This window comes from Bacteroidia bacterium (assembly GCA_020852255.1).
Classification (GTDB): Bacteria; Bacteroidota; Bacteroidia; order JADZBD01; family JADZBD01; genus JADZBD01.
In genome coordinates, this window is the sequence record JADZBD010000007.1 from 35,317 (window position 1) to 56,911 (window position 21,595).

The following is a 21,595-nucleotide window of genomic DNA, read 5'->3' on the forward strand; positions in this document are numbered from 1 at the left end:
AACACCTATGAAGCGTACTGAACTCATCGGGCAGATTACCGGAGCCGACGACTTCTACAAGGGGTTGAATTTTGACCATTTGAGCGATGACGATCTCATCGTTATCTGGAAGAGCATTGAGGCACACATAAACCAACTCGGTGGTCTTGCTGCTCACCGCACCCTCCAGTTCCAGAAGCAAAGCGAGAAAACGATCTTCATCAAGTAGCGACCATTCGCATTATCTCCTCCCAGCACTCACGCACGGGAAATCCCATCACATTGAAGTAAGAACCGGAAACGGACTCCACGCCGTGGAAGGGGATATGCTTGTTTCCCGAAGGGTAACAGTCCTTTTCCAGCTCCGTAAGCCTCATTTCCCTTATGAATTTCATCTCTTCCGTGCAGCATGCGTTCACATCCGCCTGCAGAAATTCCTGCGCACCGTAGGCGCCGGCCTTGTCGTACGGACAACATGCGTCTACATATTCTTCGATTTTTGTTGTAGAAAGAGGCAGGAATCGTACTTCACTTTGTACTGCAAAGTACCGGTTTTCAGACCCCAGGTGCAGGCCCACTCCGGAATAAACTTCGTGGGTTTTTCCCTGAAGCTCCTGCAGCATTCGTATCGCCTCGGCCCGCCCGCCCGGTTTGTTCAGCACCTTTCCGTTGAGCCATACAATCGTGTCGGCGGTAATGAGCAGTTCATTTTCCTGGAGGGGAAAAAAAGGTTCTGCTTTCTTTTTTGCAAGAAACAATGGAATTTCAGCGCCCTGCAGCCCGGCAGGGAAATCCTCAGAAGTAGGAATCACCTTCACCTCAAATCGAAGTCCCAGGTGCCTGAGAAGCATTTTCCTCCTTGGAGAAGCGGAACCCAGAATAACTCGGTAATGGTCGGAGAGCGAGGCGGGCGTCATCAGCGAATCAGCCAGTAGCCGTTGCTCAGCATCCAGGCAAACAGGAACCAGTAGCAGATTCCCGCCAGCATAATCACTTTAATGAACATGCTGACCTTCCGGAAGTGCTCCTTGTCTTTGGCTTTCCAGAGAAGAAAAACCAGAATGAGTGTCAGAATCAGTATTCCGCAGGTGTAGAGAAAGGAATAGATACTGTTCATCTCCACTTCCAGGGGATGAGCCAGTAACACCATAGCAATCAGGCTCAGCACCAGCAGCAGCAGAATGGTGCCGAGTATCTTCGAAGCGCTCATTCCCATCACAATCGGAAATGTTCGGCATCCGAATTGACGATCGCCTTCCGCATCTTCCATGTCCTTTACAAGCTCCCGTACCCAGGAAAGCAGGAAGGCAAATCCGCAGAGTACGGCAGTGATTACCCAAACGGAATTGTAGCTTACTCCTGTTTGTACAAATTGTTTTCCGAAGTGATTTACCAAAAAAGGTAATTCGTACACCACCGGCAGCGCAGCGATCATGCAACTCAGCAAACTGATCAGCAGATTGCCCCATAGAAACTTTCGCTTGAAATCGGTGGAGTAAAACCAGAGCCCGCTGGCAGCAAAAACAAAAACCAGGGCACCCATGCTGAAAATCCCGCTCTTCCAGGAAACAAAAATACCTGTGAGTACTCCCAGTGCATTCAGCACAAAGTGTGCCGCCATAGCAGCGCGACGCGGCACTTCCTTTTCTACTACCACCTCTCCCGGTTTGTTCACCCGGTCTATCTTAATATCAAAGTAATCATTGATGATATATCCTGCCGCCGCAATCATCACTACACTTGCAACCAGCAGCGCAAACAGCCATTCCGGCATCACCAGATGCATGTCCCAGGAGGCCAGTACAGCCGCCACCAGAAAGTACCGCACCATGTACATCGTGAACACCACAATGAACAAATTCCAGGGACGTATTAAACGCAGAAAAGGCAGCATATCCGACCCAAAGGTAAGATATCTGCCTTTTCTTTTAGAGGTAAGTACGACCTTACTTCACCTGATCGAGCGGCTGCCCGTCAGTGGAAGCGGTTGCTCCGATGTATTTGGAGTCGCCAAAAGCCAGTACAGGGATGAAAATGATGCCGAGGAAGATGATTCCTACAGTCATGCCGGCCCCATGACCGAAATTTTTGGAAATTCCGTGGATCATCATGATCAGAAACACATAGTTCACGATTGGAACCAGGAGGATCAGGAAAATCCACCACCAGGGCTTCTGTGCTACACGAAGCATTACGATGATGTTGTAGATGGGCACCAGAATGGCCCAACCCGGTTGACCGGCCTTTGTAAAGATTTTCCACCAGCTGGCGATCATCAATACAATCAGCGCAACGTAAATGATAATTACTACTGCCATTTGTTTAGGTTTTGAGGTTAGTGTTCGGCAATATTATAAAAAAGCCATCAACATCTCAGACCATGTTCTTCACAATCGACTGACTCATAAGCTTATAGATATTTTTTGTTAATTTGCTGTTTTTCAGCTGCTTGCGATGTTTAAGCATGGTCTTGAGGTCCTGGCGTACCGCCGGCCCTGTTTGTAAATGCAGTGCTCTCCCTCTAACCGCCAGCCGGGCAGTTTCCAGAATCAGTTCGTTGAGCAGGGTGGGAGGACAGCTTCCTTTCTTTAGTGTTCGTTGGGCAAGATGCACCAAATGATTTCCGAAATTATTTGCGAAAACTGCCGCCAGATGAGAGGCCGCCCTTTGCCGCTCGGTCATAATATACACCCCCGGGCTCATGCTCTTACCGGCTTGCTTTAGTACACGGAGTGCTTCCGTGCTGTTGGCATTAATAACTACCGGAAAGCGCAGCTTTTTGCCCCGGTTGGCAGCGGAAAAAGTCATGACCGGCCATAACACTCCGTATTTTTTGAATTTTTTCCTGAATACGTCCATCTCCAGGCTGCCCGAAACATGTGCCACCACACCACTTCCCGGATTGAGCCGGGCTGCCAGGTTACGCACTTCATCGTCTTTGATCGCTATCAAATACAGATCCAGATCTCTGGGCAGTTCAGAGATATCTGCAAACGCTTTCGATGAAAGCTTACGCGCCAGGGTGCGGGCCTTACGGATATCGCGGCTCCATACCGCACTGATCCGGTGACCTTTGTACTTGAGCTGTAGTCCCAGCGCCGTTCCGGCATTACCCGCTCCAATGACAGCGATTCTCATGCATGCTTATTTTTTCTGATTCTGCGCCTTATGGCCATCAATGTTCCTGCCGCCATCACAAGGCATCCGGTCCAAAGTAAATTAATAGCGGGGAATTCTACGGCCTTCAATACAATAAAATCGTCTCTTTCCTGCTTTTTTCTTACGAAGGAGATGTCGGCCTTCCCCGTGTTGGGATCAATTTTCCACATCACCACTTTTAGCCCCAGGCGGGGAATTTCGGCTTCTTTTACATGGGCCTCGTCGCCGGTGATGTAATAAATGGGCATTACAAGCGTATCCTGTTTGTAAAAATCTACAATGCGGATGCGTGCTCCCACGAGGATGTCGGGTTTGCCGAGAGACATTCCGGCAGTGTCCGGTTTCATTTCATATCCTTCAAACACGAGGTAGAAGTTATAACCTGCCACAGTATCACCGGCAGCCATCTGCTCGCTGTTCGGCGCCATATACTCTCCCAGCTGGGTGGTATCTGTGAGTGAGCTCAAATCCGCGTACATTACATGGGTGTAAATGTCCTTGTGCAAAAAATGCCGTGTATCGGGTTCTGCCGAATTCCCCATTCTTTCATTCAGCTGAATATATGGATGCAGTGAAAACGCCTCGCTGCCGTTCGGATGAAAATAATCTACCCGGAAAGCCACTTTGTTTCCGTCGGCCGATTTTCCCTTGTAAACGCCCAGATAATCGCCGAGCTGAACTGTATCGTTCAGCGCCATCATCACGTTATCTCCCTTGCTGAAATCTTCTCCCAGCCAGGAAAAACGATCCTGTTCGCTTCGGGAAATAACCTCGCTGCGTCCGGCAGAGATCAGTGCTCCGGCGATCAGCATGCCAAAGCCGGCATGGGCCAGTGGGGCACCGGCATGATCCCACTTACCTTTCAGCACACTGAAAATGTACGCGATATTGCCTGAGATGGCGAAGAGTGTGGAGAATAGAAGGAGCAGCCAGAGCAGATGGAAGTCCTGACCGATCCACCCCGTGAACGCACCAATGATACCGGTGGAAACCAGAGAAAAAATCAGAGGCCATAGCAGCTTTTTCCGGAGATCACGCCAGTCGCTGTGCCCGAATTTGAGAAACTTTCCTGCTGCCAGGATGATTCCCACAAAAATGGTGAAGCCGGCCTGCCATTTATTATAATCTTCCGGCTCAAGTCCGGCCAGCGTCAGACCTGAAATTTTATTGATTACCGGAAACGAAGTAGTGAAACAAATATGAAAGGCGGAAAGTAAAAGTATCACCATGCCGGCCAGCATCCAGAACTCTCTTGAACTAAGATCATCAGGGCCTGTGTTTTTGGGAATTTCTTTTCGCCGGATAACTAGAAGCGCAAGGCCTAAAATCATGAAGAGCCCGAGGAACACGAGCAACTGCCAGTACATACCCAGGTCAGTGAAAGCATGTACACTGGATTCGCCCAGGATACCGCTTCGTGTGAGGAACGTGGAGTAAAGAACAAGAACAAAAGTGATGATCATTAGAAATAGTCCCAGCAAATGGTTCCTGTTCCGGCTTTTCATGATGAACAAAATATGACCACCGGCAACCAGTGTGATCCAGGGAACAAGTGAAGCGTTTTCCACCGGATCCCATGCCCAGAAACCGCCGAAGCTCAGCGCCTCATAGGCCCATGCTCCTCCCATGAGGATACCAAGTCCCAATACGAGAACACCCGAGAATGTCCAGGGAAGTACAGGAGCAATCCATCCGGTAATATTTTTTTTCCACAAGGCAGCTACGGCGAAGCAGAAAGGAACCAGCGTAAGAGCGAAGCCAAGGAACAGGGTGGGCGGATGAATGCTCATCCAGTAATTCTGTAAAAGGGGATTGAGTCCGCGGCCGTCGGCAAACTGCGGGAGAGTAAGATAATTCTCCATCAGGGTCCATGGCAAGCCGATATTTTCCGGTTGTTCGCGCACCAGCAGAAACGGGCTGCTTCCCCATTTATATCCCAGAATATATATTCCGAGCACCATGGACGACAGAAACACCTGCACGAGCATAAACGTACTCATAACGGGCGCTTCCCATTCACCGCCTTTCCGGATCAGAAGTGCTGCGATCACAACATGCCAGAACGTCCATAGAAGAAAAGAGCCTTCCTGGCCTTCCCAGAAACAGGCAAAGATGAAATTCATGCTCATGTTCAGGCTGGAATGCTGCCACACATACTGGTATTCGAAATAATGATTGGCGAGCATAAAGAACAACAGGGCGATGGCAAGAAGAACGCCCAGAGCGTGAAAAAGCCAGGTGATTCTTCCCAGCCGGAGCCAGGCATCTTCACCGGGCCTGCGCGCTGCTCTGAAATACGCATACGAGGAAATCAATGCTGCGATAAATGCAATGAGTAAAAAAGCATGGCCGGTTATCCCGGCCCACGTGCGCTCGCTGATATAGGTGATGTCCTCCACCCGCTGATCAGGGATTGGCCGGCTGATCTTCCGGCCGGGTGTTATTGTACTTGCTGGGGCATTTCATCAGGATTTCTTTTGCATGAAATGCATCTCCTTCAGCCTTTCCGATGATTACGAGCTTGTCCGATCGCTCAAAGTCGGTGGGTTTCTCCTTATGAAGAAAAATTTTTTTCTCTACACCGGCGGTGTCACGCATATAAAAAACCGTAAGATTAGGATCCCGGGCCGGTTCATAAATCAGTTCCTTATCACTGGACCAGGTGCCGATCACATGATATTCATCGCCGGGATTTTCGAAGGCGGTGTTAAAAACATCATAGGTTCCGGCATCCGACAGCGTGGAAAAGATCACAGCCGAACCCGCCGCGATGATCAATAGCGCTATAATGTGGGTGAATTTCATTTCTTGTCTTTTTCCAGTTTGGAAATTTTCCGGTCAAGGACAAATACCCAGGAAAGTATTCCCAGCAAGATGGTGAGCAGGCAAACTACCACCACCCAGAATTTGCCGTCCTGTCTTAGTACGTCGGCCATCTCCGGAGTGTCCTGTGCATGCAGCGCATTAACGGTCAAGAGGACCGGAAGAAGCAGAAGTTGTTTCATAGTGATTCAGAGTAAGAAGTTTTATCCGCACTTTGAGACTGCCTAGCCATATACCGAGCAGGATCCAGCCCGCTACGGCAGGGTAAAATACCAGTTTCATCCGGCCGTCCATGTCGTAGTTGGAAAAAGCGGGGTTGCCGCCATTGCCGGGATGCAGGGAGTCGTACACACGTGGCAGAACCATCAGCAGAACCATCATCATCATGTAAGCAAACACACTGTATACGGCGGAGAGTTTTCCTCGTTTTATTTCATCCTCTACTGATCCGCGGAGGATGAGATAGGCAAAATAAATGAGCATGGTTACCGCTGCGCCATTGAGTTTAACGTCATTTGTCCACCAGGCTCCCCAGGTGTAACGGGCCCACAGACTGCCGGTAACGGTGCCCAGTATACCGAAGATCACACCTGCTTCGGCATACTGGCTGGCGATCACATCATGACGAAGTTCTCCTTTTCGGAGGTACAACAGGCTGTACACCAGGGAGACAGTGTAAAGTGTCATCATGGTGAACCACATCGGTACGTGAAAATACAGGTTGCGTATGGTTTCGTTAAGGATAAAACGGGCGGGAACTTCCCCGTAAAATCCCATCAAAAGCGAGTAGGAGAGCAGAACAACGCACGTTATTTTCCACCATGCTCCTTTCATTCTTTCCAAAGGTAGGGAAATAACAAATAGCTGAGACTCAGTACGAGACCATCCATGGCGGCTAGTGATACCATATATTTCCAACCCAACGTGAACTCCAATCCGGAGATCGAAAAATGGGTAAGGCGGATGAGCATGAGCAGGAGTGGAAGCAGCAGTGGAAAACTCAGGATGCTCATCAGCGTGAAATTCGATCCGCTACGTGAGGCGATTGCCGACATCAGGGTGAGCGTTCCGGAAATACCCAGGCTGCCGAGCAGCAGAGCGGCCAGAAAAAGGGAAGGTGTATGGTTAGGATCAGAGTGAAGCAGTGTGAAAAGCAGATAACAAATCAGCCCGATCAGGAAAAGCAGAAGAAAATTATAAAGTGTCTTTCCCATGATAAAACTCCGGGGCGGCACGGTGTAAAAATAATAGAGCATCCGGCCGGAGGACTCTGCCATAAAACTTTTGGCGGCAGCGTTCACTGCGGCGAAGAGAAGAACGATCCAGAAAAGGGCGTTCCACACCTCCGGCTCAAGAATACGCATAAAGGCCATATAGGTAATAAATACGGCAGAGGCGACATAGAGAAGAATGCCGCCCAGGGCATACTTCCGCCGCCGCTCGGTCCGGAAATCGTGAACCAGTATATTCCACATTGCTTTCACGCCTGCAAAGATACGAGGCGGACGGGAAAGGCTATGGAAAATCGTTGTACCTTTGTCTTTTAAACATTTGACCATGAGGAAGATACTTTGTATTTCATTGATTACTACGGCCACGATGGGTTTTCGGACCGGTTCGGGATCCTTCTACGATTTTAAAGTGAAGGATATAGACGGGAAGGAGTTTGATTTTTCTACCCTCAGGGGTAAGACGGTCATGATTGTAAATACGGCATCCGAATGTGGGTACACGCCCCAATACAAAGAACTGGAAGAACTCTACCAGGTATATAAATCTAAGAACTTTATCATCCTCGGATTTCCGTCGAACGATTTCGGCTCTCAGGAGCCAGGCAGCAATTCGGAAATCAAAGAGTTTTGCAGCAAGAATTACGGCGTCACATTTCCTATGATGGAAAAAATAGTGGTGAAAGGTGAAAGCTGTCATCCGTTATATCAATGGCTGACACGTAAGGAGAAGAACGGGGTGCTCGACGCAGAAGTACGGTGGAATTTCAATAAGTTCCTGGTGAGTGCAGACGGGAAAACGGTACGTTATTTTGCCTCCAAAGTTCGTCCTATGGACACGGAAATCACCAAGCATATTTCCTCCGATGGAAAATAAGCCTTTGGATATTCTGGCCATAGGGGTCCACCCGGATGATGTGGAATTGAGCTGCTCCGGTACACTTCTACGGGAAATCGCGGCGGGTAAGCGCTGCGGCGTGCTTCATCTTACGCATGGTGAGATGGGTACCCGTGGCACAGCGGCGTTGCGCCTTAAAGAGAGTGATGCTGCATCAAAGTTGATGGGATTGCATGTTCATGAACAGTTAGACATGAAGGATTGCGGGATAGTGAACGATGCTCCGTCCCGTACAGCAATTATTCGAATCCTTCGGAAGTACCGGCCAAGGATTGTTTTGGGTAATACGCTATCCGACCGGCATCCGGATCACGGGCATGCGGGTAATTTAATTTCGGAGTCCTGCTTTTATTCCGGCCTTGAAAAGCTTGAAACCTCATATGAAGGTAAGACGCAAAAGGCTTTTCGCCCGCAGCTGGTTCTGCACTATGCGCAGGATCATTTGCTCATGCCTGATCTTATTACGGACATCTCGCCATATATGAAGCAGAAACTCGAAGTGATCATGTGTTATGCTTCCCAGTTTTATTCCCCCGGCTCCAGCGAGCCCGAGACCTCTATTTCCCGGAAAGATTTTTTGCTTCAGGTAGAAGGGAGAGCCAGAACCTACGGCCGTCAGATTGGTGTGGAATTCGGAGAAGCATATACCTGTATCCGTCCACTGGGTGTTACGGATATTTCAGCTGTTTTTTAAGCAACCGGTTCAATAAAAAAACCCCGGGCATTCGCCGCGGGGTTTTTTATTTAATAGAATCTGTGATTACTTGTTGATCACGAGTTTCTTTGTGATGGAGAATTCACCTGCTTTTACAGTCACAAAATAGATTCCGGCCTCAAGGTTGCTGCCATCTACATTGATTTCCTGCTTACCTGCAGCCAAACGCTCGTCAGCGATTACATTCACCGTCTGGCCAATGGTATTGGTCAGGGTAATGTTCACATGAGACGCGGTGTTCAGGTTCAGAGTGAATGTGCTGTTTCCGCTGCTGGGGTTCGGGTACGGGTTCGATACGGAGAACAGATTGTTGTTTTCCTCTGAGAAACCTATGTTACATCCCAGCTGCACGGGAGATCCTGCAACGGTCATAGATGCGTCTGTTACAGTGATTCCCTCACCGAAACGGAACTGGCACACAGCGAGGTCATCGTTGTTGATCAGTACCATGTAAGAAAGCGGAATGTTATGGATTCCTGAAGCAGAAAGCACATATTGAGGAACCGAACCGAAGGTAGTGATACCGTCAGCACAAGAACCTACGGTGGTATTCTGCGGGGCAGTCCACTGAATAGCGGTAGCATTTGTAACGTTTGCTCCGATCACATGGTGATCAGGATAAGCGTTACCCTGTCCTGCAAAGGTGTTAGTGTCGGTATCGAACCAGGAGAAGAACAAACGGTCGCGGTTCCAGTTAGCAGAAACCTGCGGACGGTTATCTTCGCTGATAGGAGTTGTTCCGAAATCACCACGGAAAGTCATGGTTTCAGCAATTTTCTGAATATACCAGGTGTTACCGCCGTCCGTAGTGTAAACATCTGACATAATCTTAAGTGATGTGGTGGGAACTGACCATCCGCCGCCGGTAGCCTGTGGGCTGGTGATGATGGCAATGTGCAGGTTTCCGTTTACATCAACAATCGCATCGAAATCGAAGCCATGGGTGTACATACCGCTTCCCACGTTATTCATGATACCGTCAATGTTGGTACCAAGGCAAAGACGGGAAGGGGTGCCCCAGGTGGTTCCGCCATCGGTGGTTTTACGGATAATCAGGTAACTCGCTGAGTCGGCAAAGGGTGGAGCAAATGACTGCTGGTCATGACCGAGTACGATGAGATACCCTGTGCCGCCAGTTTTTGCAAAAGCAACTCCCGCGTGGGTGAGATTGTGGAGGTTGTTAGCATCCAGAGAAACCGGGAAATAAACCTTGCTCAGGTTCATATCGTAACGGTTTGCACTGGTATTCCAGGTACCTACGTTAACCATAAGTGTATCATTGTAGTCGTATCCGGAAGGACCAACGTTCATGATATCAATCACTCTCCAGGTTCCGTCTTGCTGGATATCGCTGTTAAACGGGATCAGGCCCTGAGGACTATTCACACCAAACTGAAATACCTGCTGAACGGGAGTTCCGCCCATCAGAGGCTGTGCGCAGTTGTGGTAAGATACCCAATTCGTGCCATTGGTGTTCGGACCGAATCCGGCCATAAAGCAGTTGGCTGGGTTGCTTTGATTACCCGGGTTGTAGATAACACCCTGAGGGTAGCGTCCGTTTTCTCCGGCAGGAACATAAACGGGTCCAACGTTGGCAGTCCATGTGAGACCTCCGTCGGTGGAGCGATCGTACATGATGTTACCGGTGTTGGATGTCATGTCGAGGGTAGGAGCCGAACGATGGGTGTAGATAATCGCACCGCAATTCGGATCTGCGTATAGCATGGAACGTCCGGGACGAGTATAAGAGCCGTATGCGTTTCCGGCATGTCCGATGGTGTCACAGGCACTCACCGTGTTAGGAGATGGGTTGCCGTTCTTGTTAGGAGAAACCGGCGAGGTCACCACCTTGTTAGGGTTGCCGTTTCCATCCTGCAGTGCAGAGAAAGGGATCTTCTTCACCGAATTCTGCGCACAAAGCGCGAGACCGGTTCCGAACGCTACGGCAAACAGTAACGTTTTTTTCATTGTTTTTTGGGTTTGGTTTAACATTTAGATGAATTCGGGTTTTGTTGGGAAGGGCAAAGATAAAAAACGGCGTTCCCCAACCCAATGGGGTTATCAACAATTTTCAAATCTTCGTACGGGTCTAAGAATTTAGCCTTGAACGTTGATAATGAAGTGGTTAGTGTGTTCAGGGAAGGGATCGAACGGATAGGATTTTACTTCTTCAGGCAACATTACGCAACAGAGGCTGTTGGAGGGCTGGTAAAGCCGGGAATGTTTTTCTGACGGAAGTCCGTCCAGAATTCCCAGAAATACTTCTCCCCGGATGCTCAGTGGCGAGAAAGCATAGTCATGCCACACTATGATGGAGTTGCTGTCTTTCAGAAGGGGAAGCAGTTTACGGGTGTCTGATATCACGGAGGAATAATGATGGTCTCCGTCAATGAATATCAGATCAAATTTTCCAAGATGAGAGAGGTCGTCTTTGAGCGAGTTTGCCTGCACATGCTTTACATTCGAAAGTTTTCCGGAATACATCCGGTGCGAGTGGATGTAGCGTTCATCCAGGCCCATTTCACGCATGGTGTGATCCGGCAGATTCACAGTTACGCATTCTTTTGCCACGGCGGCCACGTTGGCAGCACTTTCCCCGCGCCAGGTTCCGATTTCCAGGTACCTGCAATCGGTAAAACGGGCGGCCAGTGCCCTGAGCAAGGCGAGGTCCACTGGGGTGGAGGTGCCGTCGAGAAAGCTGTACGGCTCTACTTTCCACTCCCGTCCGAGAAAATATTCCAGAGGTAGGGTGGGAAGTGCGCTGATGCCGTATTTTCTCTTTATGCGGGAAAGGTATTCGCCGTCGCTCTCCACAATATGATTGAGCAACCAGGGTTGGACTGCGATCATGCGCAGGGCCTTGAATAGCTTTCCGATCTTACTCATGCCAGTATCCGGTGGTAAAGTTCATCAAATTTTTTTCCCACAGCCTCGTAACTGAATTCGCGCAGGGCATATTCACGAATACGATGGGAATCGTATTTATCTTTTTCACGTATCATTTCCCTTAGCGCGGATACCAGAGCCGCTTCGTCTTTTGCATTCACAATTTTTCCGTTCCATTCCTGAATGTGTTCTGGCATGCCGCCCACCCGGGTGGCTATCACAGGCAACCCGGCGCTCATCGCTTCTACCACAACACAGGGAAGGTTTTCGTAATTACTGAACAGTACAAAACAATCCGCCTGTTTCATGCGTTCTGCCACCTCCTCTGTTGTCATTTCCCCGCCAAACTGGCAAACATCTTCCAGGCCGGATTCCTCCGCTCTTCTTTCCCAGGCTTTGTAATCCCCGTCACCGGCAATGATAAAGCGGTAATTTCCGCCATCTTTCTTCAGCTCTGCGATTACGCGGAGCATGCCGCTGATGTTTTTATGTTCATCTAGCAAAGTGGAAATATGCAGGAACGTAAATGGACGTGCCGGAGACTTTCCGGGTGTAAACAACGAGGTTTCTACCACATTATAAATGATTTCTGACGGAGTCCGGAATCCGTGATCTTTCATGGCGAGAGCGAGGTCACGGGAAACGGGCGTCAGCCGTTCCGCGTGGTTGGCAATCAGGCGGGTGAACCACTTTCTGAGTGGGCCCGTATAGGCACCTTTATGTGCGGGAAGATAGCCTGTCCAGTTTTCTGTTACAATATATTTCAGGCCGTGGAACCATTTCAGATATAAGGCAAATATTCCGGCTGGGAAAAGGATGTTGTGATGTACCAGGTCGGGTTTTCCCCGGTCGCTCCTGATCTGTTTCCAGCCCAGACGGTGGGCATGAAAGTAACGTGCGGCATGAAGCAGTTTATTCCGGGAAGGTCTGAAATAGATGTTCCAGGTTCTGACACCGCGGATATCTGTTTTAATGACCTCTACGGGCACCGTCAGTTTTGGATCCGATACCACGTGGAGAGCAGAAACGGAATGCAGCCGTGCAACGCTTTCCGCGTGTTTCTGTACAAAATTCCCCAGTGTCGGCTGGATCCGGTTAGGATACCATCCGGACAGAAAAAGGATGTGGAGCGGTTCCTTGGGCTTCATGGTTTTACAGCTGCTCTTACGGAGTAATCAATCCGGTGAAGCATCGGCGGATGTTCGAGTGTTGCGAAGTATTCATCCACGGCCTTGCGTGCCCCTTTCCAGTGACCGTAATCATCGATAATAAGAATGCCGCCGCTTACCAGCAGCGGATACAAATGAATGAGTTCATGCAGCGTGGAGGAATACCAGTCGGTGTCCAGCCGTAATAAAGCAATCTGTCCAGGTAGGGTCCCCGGAATTGTATCTTCCACTTTTCCACGGATGAATTTCATTTTATCCTTCGGGTACCCGGTTTCATTCATGTTTGCCTGCACCTCTTCCAGCGGACTCACGCACCAGACGTTTTTATATTCCATCCCTTTGGGCTGTGTGGAAAGGAGGTCGGAGGCACTATCTCCGCGGAAATCCACATCCATTTCACCGGGGGCGCTCATCCCTTCAAATGTGTCGTACATCCAGATCTCGCGATCGGTTTTGTTATTTTTAAGTAATGAGAGCGCCATCATCATGGCACTTCCTCCCTTCCATACTCCGCATTCAACAAACACACCCGGTAAAGCTGCACGGGTTGTGTGCTGTACCGCCTCGTAGAGGTGATACAGAGGCTCCACCGATGTGACCGAGGCGTTTTTAACACGCATGAACAGATCTCCGAATCCGGTTCCATGGAGATCGGCAGGAATTTCCCCCTCTTCCGGGTGTACTCCTTTTTTAATAATATCATACCCGAAGGAGCGTACCAGATATTTAAGAGGTCGCCGCATCAGTGAAGTTTTTTCGTTTTGAGGCGGAGCGAATTTCCAATCACCACCAGGTCGGAAAAGGCCATAGACAACGCCCCGATCATGGGATGCAGCATTCCTGCTGCTGCCAGGGGGATGGCGATGATGTTGTAGGCAAATGCCCAAAACAGATTCTGCTTGATGGTGAGCAGGGTATGGCGGCTGATCAGGCAGGCTTCTGTGAGTTTCGAGAGATCACTCTTCCCTGTAAGGATCACCTGAGCGGATCGAATCGCAATCTGGGTTCCGCTTCCAAGAGACACGCCTACCGTAGCGGCCGCCAGTGCAGGGGCATCGTTGATTCCATCTCCCACCATCATCACCGGCTGCAGTTTCTTCTTTTCTTCCACAATGTGCAGCTTTTCATGCGGCAGTTTTCCGGAATAGATTTCCGTGATCCCGATTTCAACCGCGCGTTTGCATTTTTCCTCACGGTCGCCGCTGACCAGCGTGGTTTGGATGCCTATTTTTTTCAGGCCGGCGATGACTTCAGCCGCTCCCGTTCTCCACTCCTCTCCCAGACGGATAAAATAAACCGCTCGTGTTCCAATCGTCAGATACAAATCAGCAGGCGGAACATTCGCGCCCGAGGAAAGAATTCTTGCGGATCCGAATTGCACCGGTGTGCCGTCTTCCAGAGTCCCTTCCATTCCGAATCCTTTATTCTCACGGATGGCACTGATGGTCACCGGAGATGTCTTTCCTTTAAGGTAAGCCAGAAGGGAACGCGCGATGGGATGGGAGGAGAACATTTCCAGCTGGTAGATCACCGAAAGGCAATACGCTTCAGTGACTTCGCCGGTAACTCCGCTCGCCTCCACACGCAGAACACCCGTAGTGAGTGTGCCGGTTTTATCCAGAAGAATCTCCTTGATACCCGCCATTTCTTCCAGCGTTCTTCCTCCGCGGATGAGAATACCTCTGCGTGCGGCACGTCCTAATCCTACCATCACAGCGGTTGGTGTAGCCAGCCCCATGGCACAGGGGCAGGAAATTACCAGTACCGCCAGCGCGGGCATGAGGGCTTCCGTCCATTCTTTTTGCAGCGCAAACTTCCATAGAAGAAAGGTCAGTAGAGCAATCATTAAAACAGTAGGAACAAAGATACCGGCTACCTTATCTCCCAGTCGCTGAATTTCCGGTTTCGAACGTTGCGCCTCCTTTACCAGCTCAATGATTTTTCCGAGTACAGAATCTCCGGCACGCGATTCTACTCTGATGCGAAGGCTTCCCGAGGTAAGTAGAGTACCTTTATACACTCTACCGCCGGTTTGTTTGGAAATTGGCACACTTTCACCGGTGATCATACTCTCATCGGTTACTCCTTCACCCTCCGAGATGATACCGTCGGCCGGAAGAGTGTCGCCGGTATTCACCCGGCACTCGTCGCCCAATACCAGGCTAACTGATTCCTCCTGACGGATGACCTCCCGTCCATTTTCAATGATAATTTTTTTTGCCGTTGTATCCTGTAACTTGTACAGATCCGTTAGGGCAGACGACGTTTTTTTGACAGAACGCTGTTCGATCCAGTTACCCATCAGCACCAGTGTAATAATGGTAGCACCTGTTTCAAAAAACAGGTAATGGTGGGCATGATCACCAGGATGAAAAATAAAAGCACCAAGTATGCTGTAAATAAATGCTGAGAAAGAGCCGGTAAAGATCAGCACATCCATGTTCGGCCATCCTGTGCGGAGAGAACCCCATGCGCTGCGGCCAAAATGAAGCAGCCCAATAATCATTACCGGAATGGCGCAAAGCAGTTGGAACAGCGGATTTGCGAGCAGAGGTAAATCCGAAAACATGTGCAGCAACAACGGAGCAGTGAAAACAGCCGATAGGAGAAGTAAGGGTGCTATAGCATGCGTGTGATCGTGACTATGCTCCTGTTTTTCACCTGTGCCGGTGACTTTATACCCTGATTTTTGAATGGCGCCGGTGATTTTTTTAAGAACATCTGCATCCACCGTATCAAAAACAGCCTCCCCGCCAATAAAGTCAACATGTACATTCCTGGAGCCGGACTTTAGAATAATTTGGGTAATAGTGTTGGCACAGGAGGCGCAGTCCATTCCCTCGATCCTCAGGGTGATCGTTTTGTTACTGCTCATCATTCAAAATTACGAATTATTGTCCCCGGCTTTTTTACAAGGATAAAAAGAATTACATTTGCAACCCGTTAGAAAGCAAAGCTTTCCAACATGGTGGCCATAGCTCAGGTGGTTAGAGCATCAGATTGTGGTTCTGAGGGTCGTGGGTTCAAGTCCCATTGGCCACCCTCCTTTTTCAGATGTATTACGTTTATGCCATTGCCAGTTTACGGCGCGACTACATCTATGTGGGACTCACGGATCACGTAATCCGGCGTTTTACGCAACACAATCGCGGGTACGAACCAACCACATGTCATTACACACCTTACGTGTTAATTTATTCAGAGGAATTTTCCACCCGGGTATTAGCGCGTGCACGGGAGAAGCAGATGAAGCGCGCCTGGGGGAAGCAAAAATTAAGGAAAATCAGAGGTGCGTTCAAGGCATGGAGTTCTGAGGGTCTTGGGCCTGTCTGACTGTCTGGCGACAGCCAGACAGGTAGATTCAAGTCCCATTGGCCACCCTCCTTTTTCAGATGTATGACGTTTATGCCATTGCCAGTTTACGGCGCGACTACATCTATGTGGGGTACTTCCCGTTTATTTCCTTCCCCGCCACCCATTCCTCGAAACTATTATGGTTTTACTTTTTCCAGTTCCATTCCGCATTTCGGGCAATCGCCCGGTGAAGAGCTCCCTTCAAATCCGCAGTGACCGCACGGACATAAATAGGAAGCAGAGACTTTAGTGCTGTCGCCGGACAGCGTATCTGTGTGTGCCGGCGGTTCAGCAGGAGCGGAAGGGGATGATGCTTCCCCGCAACTGAACATCATCCACATCAGAGAGAGAAAAAAAATGTATTTCATGACTTTTCTTTTAGTTCTTGTTCAAGCGCCTTTATCAGCAGGTCCTTCTCGGCGCAGATGATTTTGAGTTGTTCAATTTCTTTTTTCATGGCACTCAGTTCCAGTTCCAGCGACCGGCTCTCATCTTCCCAGATATTCTCCGTGTAGAATGGTTCGCGGTATTCGATGCCTGGACGTGAAGGATCGCGGAAAAAGCTGTACAGAGGAATACGTAGTTCTTTGGAGATGAGTTCCAGCGTTCGAACTTCCATGGAATTATTGGCAAAGGTGTGATCCAGCTGTGCCTCTGTAACACCAAGGTATTTGGCGAGATCCGCATAGGTATAACTGCGCTTTTTCAGTATCAGGATCACCCGTTCTTTCAGATTCATGTCAGTTATTGAATTTCTCCGGTGAATGTTTCCTGGAAAGTGGGCCAGGGTGTGGTTTTATACGCTTCGTCTCCATAATAATGCAACACTGCTTCCAGTGTCTTCGGATCAAGGAATCCCTGCAAAGGGCCGAGCATCTTTAGATCCTCATCGAGGTACACAGTGGTTGGATATCCCAGCTTGTTATTGAGCAGAGAAAGGGCAAGCTGATGAGTGGCACGCGCTCCGCCCGGATTAGTGGAAGTGTACGTATGTCCGTTGAACCGGATTGTATCTTTCGTCTCTGCATTGAATTTTACTGCGTAAAACTTAGTTCCGAGGTACTTGACGATAACAGGGTGGGTAAGAGATTGGGCGTCCATTTTTTTGCACCAGCCGCACCAGTCGGTATATACATCAATGAACACTTTTCTCGGCTCCTTTATCTGGGCTGCGGCCAGGTCCTCAAAGCGTATCCATTCTACCGAACCAGGTACCTTTTTGTTTTCGGTGCTGCCAGTGCTCAGCGATTTCCGGTGACAGGAAAGCGCGAAGGCCGCCAGAATCAATAGAACGATCGTGATCTTGTTCATTGTACCTTAAAGTTACGGAAATATTGAATAATGGAGGCCTTTTTTGCATACCTTTGCACGAATTTTAGAATTCGCTAAAATTCATACCCATGCCATTAGATTCTGAAAAAATTTTAGGTGAAGGTCTCACGTATGACGATGTACTTCTGGTGCCCGCTTACTCGGAAGTTCTTCCCAGAGAAACTGATATCAGCACCCGGTTCACACGCGAAATCCGTCTGAACGCTCCTTTGGTATCCTCCGCAATGGACACCGTAACGGAGTACCAGCTGGCTATCGCGTTAGCCCAGGAAGGAGGGATCGGTGTGATTCATAAGAACATGACGATCGAACAGCAATCGGAGCAGGTGCGCAAAGTGAAGCGTTCTGAAAGCGGAATGATCATTGATCCGGTTACACTCTCAGAGGAGGCGGTGGTTGGCGATGCACTCACACTGATGCGAGAGAATAAGATCGGGGGTATACCGGTGGTGGATAAACACAAACGATTGATAGGGATTGTTACCAACCGTGATCTGCGCTTTGAAAAGAAAATGAAGCGACCGATCCGGGAAGTCATGACTTCGGAGCATATCATCACTGCCAGGGAGGGAACGGATCTCGGAAAGGCGGAGGAAATTCTCCGGAAACATAAGATCGAGAAATTGCCGGTGGTGGATAAGAACAACAAACTCATCGGGTTAATTACGTTTCGAGATATTGTGAAAGTAAAGGTGCGGCCTTATGCCAATAAGGACGGGGTAGGAAGGTTGCGTGTGGCAGCCGCGGTGGGAATTACGGCAGATGTAATTGACAGGGTGGAGGCGCTGGTGAGGGCAGGGGTAGATGCCATTTGCATTGACACGGCTCACGGACACACCAAGGGGGTGATTGATATTCTTAAAAAAGTGAAAAGCGCGTTTCCTGACCTGCAGGTAGTAGTGGGAAATATTGCCACCGGAGAAGCGGCGCTGGCACTGGTAAAAGCCGGTGCGGATGCGGTAAAAGTGGGAATTGGTCCCGGTTCTATATGCACTACACGGGTGATTGCCGGCGTTGGAGTACCTCAGCTAAGCGCCATTAGTATGGTAGCCAAAGCACTTAAAGGAAAAAATATTCCAATTATCGCCGACGGCGGAATCCGTTTTACCGGAGATATTGTGAAGGCACTTGCCGGAGGCGCCAGCTGCGTGATGATGGGATCAATGTTCGCCGGTACTGAGGAATCGCCCGGAGAAACGATCATCTTCGAAGGGAGAAAGTTCAAATCTTACCGCGGTATGGGATCCATCGAAGCAATGCAGGCCGGATCGAAAGACCGGTATTTCCAGGACGTCGAAGATGACATCAAAAAACTGGTACCGGAAGGAATCTCCGGTCGTGTGCCGTACAAAGGAACGTTATCAGAAATTGTTTACCAGCTGATCGGCGGATTGCGCGCCGGAATGGGATACTGCGGAGCGAAGGATATCCCCGCGCTTCAGAAAGCCAGATTCATCCGTATCACGGCAGCAGGAATGGCGGAAAGCCACCCCCACAATATCATGATAACACGCGAAGCCCCTAATTACAGCCGCCGAGGATAATTTTTTCTTAACACAATTTAGGAATCCGGGAGGCGTCAGAAACGTAAAACCCATCATGAACGGATTCAAAAAAAAGCTTCGCCTCGCGCTTCGCCTGCTCCTGATTATTCCCCTGATGGTTGGCCTCTATATCCTGACAGCATGGATCATGACTTTTTTCCGATCCAACCCTGAGGCGGATAATACAAAAGGTGACATTGAGATTCGTGTGGTATCCAACGGAGTGCACACAGACATTCTCCTGCCTGCGATTTCCGGTTCACACTCCTGGTTCACACTCTTTGACCCCGCAAATACGGTTGTTGCGGACAGCAATTACGGCTTTGTGGCCATTGGATGGGGTGATAAAAAATTTTATACTGAAACACCCGCCTGGAAAGATCTCAGCCTGGCTACAGCTTTGCAGGCAGCATTCGGGCTGGGTACAGGAGCATTGCACATTACTCATTATAGTGATCCGCCTGCAGAGGGGGAACGATGCAAGATCATCCGGCTTAGCGCTGCCGCGTATAAAAAACTGGTTCACAGTATTTCTGAAGATGTGATAATGCGGGGTGACAAGGCTTCCAGAGTGGCACATCCCGGTTATGGGGAAAACGATGCATTTTATGATGCCGGATGCAGGTATAATCTTTTCAGGACCTGTAACGTTTGGACAGGTCAGAAACTCAGGGATGCAGGAGTAGGAGTGGCCCCCTGGACTCCCTTTACCTGGGGCGTCTTTGCCAGGCTCTAGCAAGGTAAATCCACTGAAGGGTGCTATATTTGCACCCCTAAGAAAATACCATGAAAAAGGTTTTTGCATTTGTTCTTGTCCTGCTCAGTTCAGGCATGTTTTTGTTCTCCCAGAAATCCAAGGATGTGACACCGAAAGGGGCCAATGACAAATTTGTGAATGGCAATTACGAAGATGCCCTGGAGGATTATCTTGTGCTCCTAAATCAGGAACCCAAAAATGAAAAGTACAACTACCGGACCGGAGTCTGCTACCTGAATTCCAATGTGAGCAAAGCAAAAGCAGTTCCTTATCTGGAGATTGTGACCCGGATTACTAAAACAGAGTTCGATGCGTGGTACCTGCTTGGAAGAGCTTATATGTTCGCGTTCCGCTACGACGATGCCATAAAAACATTTAATGCCTTCAAGGATATGAATAAAGGCAAACTGGAAAATATTAACGACGTGGCCCGCCAGATCCAGTTCTGCCTCAATGCGAAAGAACTTCTCAATTTCGGAATGGACATGTCGTTCGATAACCTGGGTGCCGGAGTGAATTCGGAGTACAATGATTTTTATCCCTTCATTCCGTCGGACGAATCCTTTCTGATCTTCAATAGCCGCAGACCGGAAGGCGGAGAAGAAAAACAGCCGGATGGTGCCTATACCAGTCGCATCTACATCTCCAAAGTAAAAGATGGTATTTTTATGAACGCCCAGCCCCTGGGAAAATTGGTGGAAGGACGGTATGATCATGAGGAAGTGATCGGGCTGTCTTCCAAAGGAGACATCCTGCTGATCTATGCGGAAGATTTTGACGGCAACGGAGATATTTTTATTTCTTATTCCGATGAAAGCAGGAATTTTAAAACCGCCACCAAGCTCCCGGAAACAATCAATTCTTCCAAAGGAGCAGAAATCGCTGCGTCTATCTCCTCTGATGGAAGTACGATCTATTTTGCAAGCGACCGCAGCGGAGGATTGGGCGGCACAGATCTGTATATGAGCAAAAAACTTCCGAACGGAAGCTGGGGGCCCGCACAAAACCTGGGACCAACAGTTAATACTCCCAAAAACGAGGATTTCCCCAATATTTCCCCGGACTCAAAAACACTTTTTTTTAGTTCAGACGGACATACTTCCATGGGAGGATATGATATCTTCAAAGCGGAGGCAGATCCTTCTACCGGCCATTTCGGACAGCCGAGAAACCTGGGGTTTCCCATCAATAGCTCAGCGGATAACATGAACTTCCGTATCTCTGACAACGGACGATACGGCTATATTGCCGCCCTGCGTGAAAAGGGACTCGGTGATTATGATATATACCGGGTTACGTTCAATGAAGTTGATCCCGAATACACTGTTTTTACCGGTATCGTGGGAGTGAACGGCGGAAAAAAGGTAGTGAATTACACCGATGTGCTCATTACTGTGACCAATTCCTCCTCGCAGGAGATTGTCGGTAACTACCTTCCCAATCCTTTTTCAGGAAAATATGTGATTATTCTCCCCCCAGGAGAGTACGAGATCATGGTTGATGCTCCCGGTTATGTTGGCAGCATCGAGAAAATAAAGGTGCTGGATAAAAGTTCCTATGTCAGGGAGATACAGAAAGATATAATGCTGAACGTGAAGTAGTCCGGGTCAGAGGGGAAAAAGAAAACCCCTCGAATCCGAGACCAGGAAGAGGATCGAGGGGTTTTTCAACAAGCAAGAAGGCATTAATTACGGCTGGCTCAAGCTTTCTTGGTTGTTTACGTGACAGAACTCAAAGAACGATTCACGTT

Annotated in this window: 24 protein-coding genes and 1 tRNA gene; 8 read left to right on the plus strand and 17 right to left on the minus strand. The window is 49.2% G+C overall.

Annotated features, from left to right (window positions below):
- Positions 1 to 7: 7 nt before the first annotated feature.
- A complete protein-coding gene (locus IT233_04760) occupies positions 8 to 208 on the plus strand; it encodes a hypothetical protein (protein ID MCC7301931.1) in 201 nt (66 codons plus the stop codon).
- Here IT233_04760 and IT233_04765 read toward each other — a convergent pair.
- The 9 genes from IT233_04765 to IT233_04805 all read right to left on the minus strand — a co-directional run bounded on the left by IT233_04765 (position 201) and on the right by IT233_04805 (position 7,445).
- Positions 201 to 830, minus strand: coding sequence for a Maf family protein (locus IT233_04765; protein ID MCC7301932.1), 630 nt, complete (start codon positions 828 to 830; stop codon positions 201 to 203). The two genes, IT233_04760 and IT233_04765, sit on opposite strands and share 8 nt — an antisense overlap.
- 65 nt (positions 831 to 895) lie before the next feature.
- Positions 896 to 1,873, minus strand: a complete 978-nt coding sequence (locus IT233_04770) for a geranylgeranylglycerol-phosphate geranylgeranyltransferase (protein MCC7301933.1) — start codon at positions 1,871 to 1,873, stop codon at positions 896 to 898.
- Between the two features lie 52 nt (positions 1,874 to 1,925).
- Positions 1,926 to 2,297, minus strand: a complete 372-nt coding sequence (locus IT233_04775) for a signal peptidase I (GenBank protein ID MCC7301934.1) — start codon at positions 2,295 to 2,297, stop codon at positions 1,926 to 1,928.
- Between the two features lie 55 nt (positions 2,298 to 2,352).
- The gene (locus tag IT233_04780; protein MCC7301935.1) at positions 2,353 to 3,117 is read right to left on the minus strand and encodes a DUF2520 domain-containing protein; all 765 of its coding nucleotides are present in this window, start codon (positions 3,115 to 3,117) and stop codon (positions 2,353 to 2,355) included.
- The gene (ccsA, locus tag IT233_04785; GenBank protein ID MCC7301936.1) at positions 3,114 to 5,537 is read right to left on the minus strand and encodes a cytochrome c biogenesis protein CcsA; all 2,424 of its coding nucleotides are present in this window, start codon (positions 5,535 to 5,537) and stop codon (positions 3,114 to 3,116) included. The genes IT233_04780 and ccsA (IT233_04785) overlap by 4 nt, the downstream gene beginning before the upstream one ends.
- Positions 5,538 to 5,544: 7 nt before the next feature.
- Positions 5,545 to 5,943 carry a cytochrome c maturation protein CcmE gene (locus IT233_04790; GenBank protein ID MCC7301937.1) on the minus strand — a complete coding sequence of 133 codons (399 nt, stop codon included), beginning with the start codon at positions 5,941 to 5,943 and terminating at the stop codon, positions 5,545 to 5,547.
- Complete coding sequence (locus IT233_04795) at positions 5,940 to 6,143, minus strand: CcmD family protein (GenBank protein ID MCC7301938.1); 204 nt, start codon at positions 6,141 to 6,143, stop codon at positions 5,940 to 5,942. The genes IT233_04790 and IT233_04795 overlap by 4 nt, the downstream gene beginning before the upstream one ends.
- Positions 6,103 to 6,795: a cytochrome c biogenesis protein CcsA gene (gene ccsA, locus IT233_04800; GenBank protein ID MCC7301939.1), complete on the minus strand. Its 693-nt coding sequence runs from the start codon at positions 6,793 to 6,795 to the stop codon at positions 6,103 to 6,105. The genes IT233_04795 and ccsA (IT233_04800) overlap by 41 nt, the downstream gene beginning before the upstream one ends.
- A complete protein-coding gene (locus IT233_04805; protein MCC7301940.1) occupies positions 6,792 to 7,445 on the minus strand; it encodes a heme exporter protein CcmB in 654 nt (217 codons plus the stop codon). The genes ccsA (IT233_04800) and IT233_04805 overlap by 4 nt, the downstream gene beginning before the upstream one ends.
- 73 nt (positions 7,446 to 7,518) lie before the next feature.
- Here IT233_04805 and IT233_04810 point away from each other — a divergent pair, with 73 nt between their 5' ends.
- Entirely contained in the window at positions 7,519 to 8,067 is a 549-nt protein-coding gene (locus IT233_04810) for a glutathione peroxidase (protein MCC7301941.1), read from the plus strand.
- Entirely contained in the window at positions 8,057 to 8,782 is a 726-nt protein-coding gene (gene bshB1 / locus IT233_04815) for a bacillithiol biosynthesis deacetylase BshB1 (GenBank protein MCC7301942.1), read from the plus strand. The genes IT233_04810 and bshB1 overlap by 11 nt, the downstream gene beginning before the upstream one ends.
- Positions 8,783 to 8,848: 66 nt before the next feature.
- On the opposite strand, the gene IT233_04820 is transcribed toward bshB1, so the two are convergent.
- The 5 genes from IT233_04820 to cadA all read right to left on the minus strand — a co-directional run bounded on the left by IT233_04820 (position 8,849) and on the right by cadA (position 15,733).
- Positions 8,849 to 10,771: a T9SS type A sorting domain-containing protein gene (locus IT233_04820; protein ID MCC7301943.1), complete on the minus strand. Its 1,923-nt coding sequence runs from the start codon at positions 10,769 to 10,771 to the stop codon at positions 8,849 to 8,851.
- A 129-nt stretch (positions 10,772 to 10,900) separates the two neighbouring features.
- The gene (locus IT233_04825; protein ID MCC7301944.1) at positions 10,901 to 11,689 is read right to left on the minus strand and encodes a class I SAM-dependent methyltransferase; all 789 of its coding nucleotides are present in this window, start codon (positions 11,687 to 11,689) and stop codon (positions 10,901 to 10,903) included.
- The gene (locus tag IT233_04830; GenBank protein ID MCC7301945.1) at positions 11,686 to 12,837 is read right to left on the minus strand and encodes a glycosyltransferase family 4 protein; all 1,152 of its coding nucleotides are present in this window, start codon (positions 12,835 to 12,837) and stop codon (positions 11,686 to 11,688) included. Before IT233_04830 ends, IT233_04825 begins: the two co-directional genes overlap by 4 nt.
- The gene (locus IT233_04835) at positions 12,834 to 13,601 is read right to left on the minus strand and encodes a class I SAM-dependent methyltransferase (protein ID MCC7301946.1); all 768 of its coding nucleotides are present in this window, start codon (positions 13,599 to 13,601) and stop codon (positions 12,834 to 12,836) included. The genes IT233_04830 and IT233_04835 overlap by 4 nt, the downstream gene beginning before the upstream one ends.
- Complete coding sequence (gene cadA, locus IT233_04840) at positions 13,601 to 15,733, minus strand: cadmium-translocating P-type ATPase (protein MCC7301947.1); 2,133 nt, start codon at positions 15,731 to 15,733, stop codon at positions 13,601 to 13,603. Before cadA ends, IT233_04835 begins: the two co-directional genes overlap by 1 nt.
- Before the next feature lie 93 nt (positions 15,734 to 15,826).
- On the opposite strand from cadA, the gene IT233_04845 reads away from it, so the two are divergent.
- Positions 15,827 to 15,900: transfer RNA gene (locus IT233_04845), tRNA-His, on the plus strand.
- A 12-nt stretch (positions 15,901 to 15,912) separates the two neighbouring features.
- Positions 15,913 to 16,191: a GIY-YIG nuclease family protein gene (locus IT233_04850; GenBank protein ID MCC7301948.1), complete on the plus strand. Its 279-nt coding sequence runs from the start codon at positions 15,913 to 15,915 to the stop codon at positions 16,189 to 16,191.
- 158 nt (positions 16,192 to 16,349) lie between these two features.
- Here the strand turns inward: IT233_04850 and IT233_04855 are convergent, their stop codons facing one another.
- From IT233_04855 to IT233_04865, 3 genes are read right to left on the minus strand one after another with little or no spacing between them, the layout of a single operon-like run.
- Positions 16,350 to 16,580, minus strand: coding sequence for a hypothetical protein (locus tag IT233_04855; protein MCC7301949.1), 231 nt, complete (start codon positions 16,578 to 16,580; stop codon positions 16,350 to 16,352).
- The gene (locus tag IT233_04860; protein ID MCC7301950.1) at positions 16,577 to 16,951 is read right to left on the minus strand and encodes a hypothetical protein; all 375 of its coding nucleotides are present in this window, start codon (positions 16,949 to 16,951) and stop codon (positions 16,577 to 16,579) included. Before IT233_04860 ends, IT233_04855 begins: the two co-directional genes overlap by 4 nt.
- A gap of 5 nt (positions 16,952 to 16,956) precedes the next feature.
- Complete coding sequence (locus tag IT233_04865; protein ID MCC7301951.1) at positions 16,957 to 17,523, minus strand: DUF255 domain-containing protein; 567 nt, start codon at positions 17,521 to 17,523, stop codon at positions 16,957 to 16,959.
- A gap of 89 nt (positions 17,524 to 17,612) precedes the next feature.
- Here IT233_04865 and guaB point away from each other — a divergent pair, with 89 nt between their 5' ends.
- The 3 genes from guaB to IT233_04880 are packed head-to-tail and all read left to right on the plus strand — an operon-like array spanning position 17,613 to position 21,446.
- On the plus strand, positions 17,613 to 19,088 hold the full coding sequence (gene guaB / locus IT233_04870; protein ID MCC7301952.1) for an IMP dehydrogenase: 1,476 nt from the start codon (positions 17,613 to 17,615) through the stop codon (positions 19,086 to 19,088).
- 55 nt (positions 19,089 to 19,143) lie between these two features.
- Positions 19,144 to 19,824 carry a TIGR02117 family protein gene (locus IT233_04875; GenBank protein MCC7301953.1) on the plus strand — a complete coding sequence of 227 codons (681 nt, stop codon included), beginning with the start codon at positions 19,144 to 19,146 and terminating at the stop codon, positions 19,822 to 19,824.
- Between the two features lie 50 nt (positions 19,825 to 19,874).
- Positions 19,875 to 21,446 (plus strand): PD40 domain-containing protein, encoded by a 1,572-nt coding sequence (locus tag IT233_04880; GenBank protein ID MCC7301954.1) that lies wholly within the window; start codon positions 19,875 to 19,877, stop codon positions 21,444 to 21,446.
- The last annotated feature ends 149 nt before the right edge of the window (positions 21,447 to 21,595 follow it).

Excerpts from the sequence above, each read along its gene's own strand:
- IT233_04760 (MCC7301931.1), top strand. The coding sequence starts at position 8 with ATGAAGCGTACTGAACTCATCGGGCAGATTACCGGAGCCGACGACTTC.
- IT233_04765 (MCC7301932.1), bottom strand. The coding sequence starts at position 830 with ATGCTTCTCAGGCACCTGGGACTTCGATTTGAGGTGAAGGTGATTCCT.
- IT233_04770 (MCC7301933.1), bottom strand. The coding sequence starts at position 1,873 with ATGCTGCCTTTTCTGCGTTTAATACGTCCCTGGAATTTGTTCATTGTG.
- IT233_04775 (MCC7301934.1), bottom strand. The coding sequence starts at position 2,297 with ATGGCAGTAGTAATTATCATTTACGTTGCGCTGATTGTATTGATGATC.
- IT233_04780 (MCC7301935.1), bottom strand. The coding sequence starts at position 3,117 with ATGAGAATCGCTGTCATTGGAGCGGGTAATGCCGGAACGGCGCTGGGA.
- IT233_04790 (MCC7301937.1), bottom strand. The coding sequence starts at position 5,943 with ATGAAATTCACCCACATTATAGCGCTATTGATCATCGCGGCGGGTTCG.
- IT233_04795 (MCC7301938.1), bottom strand. The coding sequence starts at position 6,143 with ATGAAACAACTTCTGCTTCTTCCGGTCCTCTTGACCGTTAATGCGCTG.
- ccsA (MCC7301939.1), bottom strand. The coding sequence starts at position 6,795 with ATGAAAGGAGCATGGTGGAAAATAACGTGCGTTGTTCTGCTCTCCTAC.
- IT233_04810 (MCC7301941.1), top strand. The coding sequence starts at position 7,519 with ATGAGGAAGATACTTTGTATTTCATTGATTACTACGGCCACGATGGGT.
- bshB1 (MCC7301942.1), top strand. The coding sequence starts at position 8,057 with ATGGAAAATAAGCCTTTGGATATTCTGGCCATAGGGGTCCACCCGGAT.
- IT233_04820 (MCC7301943.1), bottom strand. The coding sequence starts at position 10,771 with ATGAAAAAAACGTTACTGTTTGCCGTAGCGTTCGGAACCGGTCTCGCG.
- IT233_04825 (MCC7301944.1), bottom strand. The coding sequence starts at position 11,689 with ATGAGTAAGATCGGAAAGCTATTCAAGGCCCTGCGCATGATCGCAGTC.
- IT233_04830 (MCC7301945.1), bottom strand. The coding sequence starts at position 12,837 with ATGAAGCCCAAGGAACCGCTCCACATCCTTTTTCTGTCCGGATGGTAT.
- IT233_04835 (MCC7301946.1), bottom strand. The coding sequence starts at position 13,601 with ATGCGGCGACCTCTTAAATATCTGGTACGCTCCTTCGGGTATGATATT.
- cadA (MCC7301947.1), bottom strand. The coding sequence starts at position 15,733 with ATGAGCAGTAACAAAACGATCACCCTGAGGATCGAGGGAATGGACTGC.
- IT233_04850 (MCC7301948.1), top strand. The coding sequence starts at position 15,913 with ATGTATTACGTTTATGCCATTGCCAGTTTACGGCGCGACTACATCTAT.
- IT233_04855 (MCC7301949.1), bottom strand. The coding sequence starts at position 16,580 with ATGAAATACATTTTTTTTCTCTCTCTGATGTGGATGATGTTCAGTTGC.
- IT233_04860 (MCC7301950.1), bottom strand. The coding sequence starts at position 16,951 with ATGAATCTGAAAGAACGGGTGATCCTGATACTGAAAAAGCGCAGTTAT.
- IT233_04865 (MCC7301951.1), bottom strand. The coding sequence starts at position 17,523 with ATGAACAAGATCACGATCGTTCTATTGATTCTGGCGGCCTTCGCGCTT.
- guaB (MCC7301952.1), top strand. The coding sequence starts at position 17,613 with ATGCCATTAGATTCTGAAAAAATTTTAGGTGAAGGTCTCACGTATGAC.
- IT233_04875 (MCC7301953.1), top strand. The coding sequence starts at position 19,144 with ATGAACGGATTCAAAAAAAAGCTTCGCCTCGCGCTTCGCCTGCTCCTG.
- IT233_04880 (MCC7301954.1), top strand. The coding sequence starts at position 19,875 with ATGAAAAAGGTTTTTGCATTTGTTCTTGTCCTGCTCAGTTCAGGCATG.